The 6,874-nt window shown below is 58.8% G+C and carries 7 protein-coding genes; 5 read left to right on the forward strand and 2 right to left on the reverse strand.

Annotated elements, in window-relative coordinates; genetic code table 11:
* The first annotated feature begins 2 nt into the window (after nucleotides 1-2).
* The gene (locus FKG95_RS17125; RefSeq protein ID WP_142897592.1) at nucleotides 3-887 is read left to right on the forward strand and encodes a LysR family transcriptional regulator; all 885 of its coding nucleotides are present in this window, start codon (nucleotides 3-5) and stop codon (nucleotides 885-887) included.
* A gap of 144 nt (nucleotides 888-1,031) precedes the next feature.
* Here FKG95_RS17125 and FKG95_RS17130 read toward each other — a convergent pair whose 3' ends face one another.
* Entirely contained in the window at nucleotides 1,032-2,231 is a 1,200-nt protein-coding gene (locus FKG95_RS17130) for an alkaline phosphatase family protein (RefSeq protein ID WP_142897593.1), read from the reverse strand.
* Nucleotides 2,232-2,287: 56 nt separating this feature from the next.
* Nucleotides 2,288-3,373 carry an alpha/beta hydrolase gene (locus FKG95_RS17135; protein ID WP_142897594.1) on the reverse strand — a complete coding sequence of 362 codons (1,086 nt, stop codon included), beginning with the start codon at nucleotides 3,371-3,373 and terminating at the stop codon, nucleotides 2,288-2,290.
* 117 nt (nucleotides 3,374-3,490) lie between these two features.
* On the opposite strand from FKG95_RS17135, the gene FKG95_RS17140 reads away from it, so the two are divergent.
* From FKG95_RS17140 to FKG95_RS17155, 4 genes are all read left to right on the forward strand, one after another.
* Nucleotides 3,491-4,342, forward strand: a complete 852-nt coding sequence (locus FKG95_RS17140; RefSeq protein ID WP_142897595.1) for a LysR family transcriptional regulator — start codon at nucleotides 3,491-3,493, stop codon at nucleotides 4,340-4,342.
* A 103-nt stretch (nucleotides 4,343-4,445) separates the two neighbouring features.
* Nucleotides 4,446-5,267 (forward strand): LysR family transcriptional regulator, encoded by an 822-nt coding sequence (locus FKG95_RS17145; RefSeq protein WP_142897596.1) that lies wholly within the window; start codon nucleotides 4,446-4,448, stop codon nucleotides 5,265-5,267.
* 96 nt (nucleotides 5,268-5,363) lie between these two features.
* Nucleotides 5,364-6,254, forward strand: coding sequence for an NmrA/HSCARG family protein (locus tag FKG95_RS17150; RefSeq protein WP_179954137.1), 891 nt, complete (start codon nucleotides 5,364-5,366; stop codon nucleotides 6,252-6,254).
* A gap of 71 nt (nucleotides 6,255-6,325) precedes the next feature.
* Complete coding sequence (locus tag FKG95_RS17155; RefSeq protein WP_142897598.1) at nucleotides 6,326-6,793, forward strand: SgcJ/EcaC family oxidoreductase; 468 nt, start codon at nucleotides 6,326-6,328, stop codon at nucleotides 6,791-6,793.
* Nucleotides 6,794-6,874: the final 81 nt, after the last annotated feature.

A 6,874-nucleotide genomic window follows, 5' to 3' on the forward strand; every position in this document is an offset into this window, starting at 1 on the left:
CAATGAGACCAAGCCCCTATCAGATCACCGCCTTCACCCATGCGGCGCGGGAGAAATCTTTTTCCAATGCTGCAGCTGTTTTAGGGGTGACGCAGTCCTCGATTACCCAGCATGTGGCGAAACTGGAGCGCCTGATGGGCACGCAGTTGCTGATACGGCGGCGCGAAGGCCTGGAACTGACCAGGGCCGGACAGGATCTTTTCGCGGTCTCCGACCGCCTGCGTACCCTGGAGCAACTGATCGCCGAGAAGATCGACGACTACAGCGAGCTCTCCGCCGGCAACCTGCGCATCATCGCCAACGCCCCCCGCCCGGCTCTGCCCTCCATCGCCCGCTACAGTGCGCTCTATCCCCAGGTTCAGATCGAGTTCTCGCTGGCAAGCTGGACCATGGCAATGCGCAAGCTGCGCGAACGGGAGGTTGAAATCGCGGTCATCGTCTCGCCGGAACGCAGCGACGATCTCTTCATCCGCGACATCGGCATCTCCCGCTACAAGGCCTTCGTGCGCAAAGACCACCCCATCGCAAAGCGCAAAAAAATAGACTTGAGGGATCTCGCCGACGAAATCCTCATCCTGCCTGAAGACGGTTCCCTGACTCAAAAGCTGATCAGTGCCAAGGCCAAGAAACTCGGCATCACCTTCTCTCGCCTGATCAAGACCACCAGCTTTCCGGTGGTCAAGGAAGCCATCCTCCACGGCGTCGGCATAGGGCTCATGCTGGAAGACGGCCAGTTTCCGTCGAACCACCTGGCCGCCGTCGAGGTCGAGGAAATGAACGAGGCTCACAGCCTCTGCATCGTGACCCCTGCCGATAAGCGCGACCTGCGGCTGGTGAAAAGCTTCTTTAATGTGGTTGTGGACGGATCTTATGGGGAGGCGGGTTAAATCTCCGTTCCAGGGCAGCTTCGTGTCTCCAGCAACCCGTCGGCTTCGACGCTGGGAACGACGTCGGACAAAAAGTGAAAGTCTCATGCGCTAGGTCCGTTAACCCGGATCCGGGCTACGCGTGTACCAGATATATGAGACCCTCTAATGGTTTTTGTCAGTTGCGAAAGGGAAAACGCACCGGTCAAGGGCCTCTCTCAGAGCGTCGTTGACCCACGCATTCGCCGCAATCATGTCATCGAGCGAGCCCGCCTCCGACCACTCCATGACTCGCGAGGGGCCATAGAATTGGTGGTCCGATAGAAGCTCGTGTTTCAGATGCATGAGGAGAACGTTCATGGCCAGGTCCTCGGCCGCCGCCAGAACTGCGCGCGCCCAAAGCCGGGCATGCTCACGAATCTGGACATTGATCCTTGAGATCGGGCGGGGGTGCGTGAGTGACATGCCGTTCGTGATGAGGCTCGTCAGAACGCGGCCGCTTCCGCCGTCCGAATTAGGGGCACGAACACCCATCAAAGCTGCAATCGTCGGTGCAACATCAATGGTTTCGGCATAGTCGATCTCTGTCGCGGTTCGGATCCCCGGGCCATCGAAGACGATGGGAGTCCGTGCGCTTTCCGGGTCGAGATCCAGGTGCCATCCATGGGGCGACTGTCCGTCACCCATCAACACAAAGAGTGTGCTGTCCAGTTCACCGCGACTGGACAGGAACTCACGCAGCCGCTCGATCTGACGATCCGCGTTTCGAAGCGCCACACCATAGGGAGAATTCGGCGCGAAGACATCCTGTGACCAAGGGTCATTGGACAGGTTCTGGGCAGATTGCAGCCGGCCGGCGTTGCCGGTTTCCTGCAACATGATACGTGCAAAGAGAACATCACCCTCGTGCTCAAATGTCTTGATGTAAAAGTCGACCAGTGCTGTGTCGGTCACGTTACCGCGCGTCAGCGTGTAGTCGAAGCCATCGTTCAGGGAGCGGTATGACCTGCTGCCGGCGGCATGCAGGGTAATCCCGTCGTTGACGAAGCTATGTTGCAGATAGACTGGCCGTTCACTGAGAAAGGCGGTGCCGGCCAAAGCCATAACATTCGGAAAGGATGTGGTGTGCCAGTCGCCGTAGGCTCCGATTGTCGGATGGGCGGGAAACGGCATCACCCCTTCCCTCGCGCTTGCGCCCCGCGTCCGCATCGCGGCAAGCGTTCGAAGCTCAAACCGGTCTATGGCATCAGGATGAAGACCGTCGATATAGAGCATGATCACACGCTCCGGCTTCGTTTGAGCGCTTGCCTGCCCTGCAACGAAGATCATCAGCAAAAACGCGAAAATTGATCGTAACATCGTCATGGATAGGCTCCTGTTTTGCGAACACGGCGAGAGTTGCTATCACCCGGCAAGCAGAATTATCTTTTAGCGCCGTCACTGCCTGAAGGGTCATCGAGATGGCCATCATCAAGGTAATCCGTCACGATCCTGAAAAATCTGTCGCGTCCTTCACCCGGCTCGAGGTGCACGTAATGCGAGGCGCCCGGCAACCTCTTTAGAGTGACATCGCCTGCGTTCGACAGGTCACGCGCCATGGTCTCGACATCTGCCGGACGCGACCAAAAGTCGTTTTCCGAACGCAGGATGAGGACGTTCGCGCGGATCACTCCGGCGTCATAAAGCGGTCCTTCATGCACCGCCTTCAGCGTGTCTGCGATCGGGCCGGAGGGATGGCGAAAAGCGGCGGGCTCCCGTTCCGCCGCGGTCGCATCCCCCTCCATCGCGAGCTCGACGTAGCGGTTCACAAAGGCTTCGCTGATCCCTTCAGCTTCAGTCCAGCGACCGACGAGACTCTGGGTATCGGAGAGACGATAAGCCCCGAATTTTTCGTAGTTGAATGTGGCAGGCGCACCAGGTACTGCGAAGTTCTCCGTCAAACGCCATTCACCCCCGCCGCCATAGACGGAATTGTAAAACACCAGATTGTCGATGGAACCCGGATGCGCGGCTTCGGTTGCCGCGAGCCAGTGCGACCCTGTAGCCCATCCCATTGCGCCGATGGGTTCGTTCGCGTGGCGGGCGGAGATTTCGTCCAACACGGCCTTGACGTCCTCAACCGCAACCGCCGTTGGCACAGCCGGAGGAGACGCAAAGCGGTCGACGGTCATCGACGCCGGGAAGTCCGAGCGACCATAACCGCGTAGATCCGCGATGTAGACGGTATGACCGACTTCAGCCAGATCCTCCGCCAGCGACACTTCACCGACATCCACATCAAACGAGGCGACGCCGCCAACCCTTGCGCCATGAAGGAGCAGCACCGGACCGCGTCGGTTCTGTGCGCGCACATCTTCGACCTGCCTCACAAAAAGTTCGATTCCTGGTGCAGACGCCAAATTAAAGTCGGTCCGTGTGGCCTCCGCGGCGACCGGACAAACGAACCCGCCCACGACAAGCGCGGCAATGGATGATTGGGTTTTGATTTTGGATTTCGATCTTGGCATGTGGCTTTTCTCCGAGCGGCTTGCAGTTGCTACGGAGATGGACAGCAAATCGATCTGAAGATAATACTATATTCGTCATTATCGATCTTTTTTAAGTATCGCAATGAGTTTGCAGCTATGGCGCGTTCCGCACTCGATCATAGGGTCCTCCGTCAGTTTCTCGCGGTCGCCGAAGCCGGCTCGGTTCGCGGAGGTGCCGCAAAGCTGAACATTTCCCAACCACCCCTGACACAGGCAATCAAACGCCTGGAAAATGATTTGGGTCTCACTCTTTTTGAACGCCTGCCCAAAGGCATGACGTTGACCACCGCAGGCCGGGTTCTGGCGGAGGAAGCCATGGACCTGCTCGCACGGCTTGATCGTGCAGAAGGACGTGTGCGGCGCACGCTCGAAGCCAATCCTCTCATAAGGATTGGCTTCGTCAGTGCAGCCCTGAATGGAGCGTTGCAAGAGTTGCTGTCGTCGATTGAGGGGCGGCCGGTCGACCTGGCGGAGATGACGACCCCCGAACAGCAGAGCGCACTTATCGAAGGCCGGATTGACGTCGGGTTGCTGCATCCACCGATCGACGTGAAGGACCTGCCGCAGCGCTCACTGGGGCGCGATCCCTTTTTGGCGGCTCTGCCGGACCGTCATGCCCTGGCGGATCGCACGGAACTCGCCTTCGCCGAGATCGCCACCGAACCCTTCGTTCTGTTCCCGCGCGAACAGGGACCGTCGCTCATGGGGGCAATCGAACGCCTTGCTTTCGAACACAACGCCACCTTGCGCGTGGCCGCGAGTGCACCGCGCGTTCATTCGCAACTCGCGATCGTTGCAGGAGGTATCGGCGTTGGACTTGTCACGGTAAGCATGGCGAAGGCTCTGCAATTTCACGGCGTCCGCTTCGTAGAAATCACCGATACGAAAGATCGTCTTTTTACCGAACTCGTGATCGTCGGTGACGCAGACTTGATCGCCTTGGATTAACCAGGCATCCAGCACCCAGGTTTGATTTCGAAGGTCATTTCTCTATTGTCGCGATTATGTTTACCAGATTGGAAAATGCGTATCTTATGCGCATTTACGCGACATGCAGAACTGGGATGAGATCCGCACTGCGGCTCACGTTGCTCGGCTTGGCACGATCAGCGCAGCGGCGCAGGCACTTGGTGTTCACCGGGCTACGGTGACCCGCCATATCGATTCACTGGAAGCCGCGCTCGGAGCCAAGCTCTTTCAACGTCATGCGCGGGGTTTTTCACCGACGGAACTGGGTGAGGAGTTGTTACGTGTGGCTGATGCCACCGACGCTCAGTTCGGCGAGCTGATGCGGTTGGCGCGCGGCAGTCTCGATGATCTGACGGGCGCGATCACGGTCACATCCGTCGATGTTCTGGTCCCAGTCGTCCTTCCCATCGTAACCGCGTTTCAGAACAGCTATCCTCGCATAAACGTGCATCTGGTCAGCAGCGACCGTGTCTTGAAATTGGAATATGGCGAGGCCGACATCGCGTTTCGGGTCGGTCCTAAGCCGGATCACCCAGACAATGTCGTACTGCCTGTTCAGAAACTGCCAGTCGGCCTCTACGGTCCGCGAAACGGTAAGCGCCGCTTCGTCGGTCCCGGCGGACATGCGCCGAAGACGCCCTATTTCGATTGGCTGACCGAGAACGTCGCAACAGAGGACATCATGCTGACCAGCGACAGTGTGGCCGTACTCTGGGCTGCAGTTCGCGCAGGCACCGCCGCCGGCTTTTTACCCAGGTCCATGGCCGACCGCACGAGTCTTTGCGAACTGGCGTCTCCGCTGGATGGCTGGCACGAGCAAGTCTGGGCCGTCACACATGTCGACCTGCACCGCTCCGCCAAAGTGCAGGCTTTCATTCAGACGATGAAACGCATCGCTGCCTGATGCTGCAGAAATACGCATCAGATGCGCAAACCAGCATCTTCTTCGCGAAATTGCTGCTGCCTATCTTCGTTGCAACCAACGCAAGGAGACGAAGAGATGGCAAACTCAAAAATCTACGACCGCCCGATCGCCGTGGCGGGCGCAACAGGCAAACAGGGCGGCGCGGTAGCAAACCGTCTGCTGGAGCGTGGCCATAGAGTCCGCGCTTTGACACGCAGCCCCGGCAAAGCGACGGCGCGGGCACTCGCCAAAAAAGGCGCCGAAGTCGTCCAGGCTGACCTGGAAGATCCGATCTCACTCAACGCCGCCCTCAGCGGAGCCGCTGCCCTCTTCTCCGTACAGGATTTCCTCGAAGCCGGCGTCGAGGCCGAGCTGCGCCAGGGCATCAACCTCACGGAAGCCGCGGCAAGCTCGGATATCGGGCACATCGTCTACACAGGCGCTTCGACGGTGGATCGCAACACGGGCGTGCCGCATCTTGAGAGCAAATGGCGGGTGGAAACGCAGGTGCGTGCGCTCGATAAACCCTGGACGGTTTTCCGTCCCGCTGCCTTCATGGACAATTGGGAGTGGGATCGCGAGGCAATCCTCGAGACCGGCGTGGTACGCTATCCGGTCAGGCCCGATACTCACTATCGTCAGATCGCCGTGGCGGACATCGCCGCAATGGTCGTCAACGCGTTCGAACACCCGGGTATCTGGAGCGGTCGGATCATGCCGCTGGCCGGCGACGTGTCGACCATGCACGACATCACCGCAACGCTGTCGCGGGTGACGGGCCACCCACTGCGTTTCGAACAGGTGAGTTGGGACCAATGCATCGCCGAGCAGGGCGAGGAACTGATGTTAATGTATCGCTATTTTGACAGCTTCGGGATGGACGGCGCGCCGGCCTATCTAAAACGCTGGCATCCGGACGCAATGGATTTAGAGACCTACCTGCACCGCAATGGTTGGAGCGCCGGGGGTGCCAGCGCCGCGGACTGAATGATAACGACCCCACATCGCCATCGTCACCAACCCGTTTCGAATGTAGCCTGTTATTGATGGAGACCCACATGTACGAAACCGGCGAAGCCGTCGCGCGCGCGTTTTTCGACCGATGGAACGAGGGCGATGCCGACGGCATCGCGGCGCTCTTCGTTGAGGACGCGGACTTCGTGAACGTGGTCGGCCTCTGGTGGCACGACCGCCGGGCGATCCGCAAGGCGCACGACTATGGCTTCCGCCATATTTTCGAGAATGCACGTGTCGAGATCACAGAGCTTTCCGTGCGCGAGCTGACACCCGACATTCACATCGTCCACACAGTTTCGATCCTCGACGGTCAGACGGGTGTCGGCGGGACGGAAGCAGTCCAGCGGACGGCTGTGATCTCCATGGTGACACACCGCCGTTCGTCGGCGTTTCAGATCGTCTGCTGCCATAATACGGACCGTGTTGTGGGCGCCGATACTCATGTTGTCGACACCAGGGGCTTTAGGGTCTGTACTCAATTGGTGCTTTTCGTGACATTGGAACTGTGATTCAAGCTTTCTGATGATAGGAGGTTTGGATGGGCAGAAAGTTATTTTATCTAAGCGACGAAGAGTGGTCCCGGATCGAGC

It is taken from the genome of Denitrobaculum tricleocarpae (assembly GCF_007004665.1).
Taxonomy (GTDB): domain Bacteria; phylum Pseudomonadota; class Alphaproteobacteria; order Kiloniellales; family Kiloniellaceae; genus Denitrobaculum; species Denitrobaculum tricleocarpae.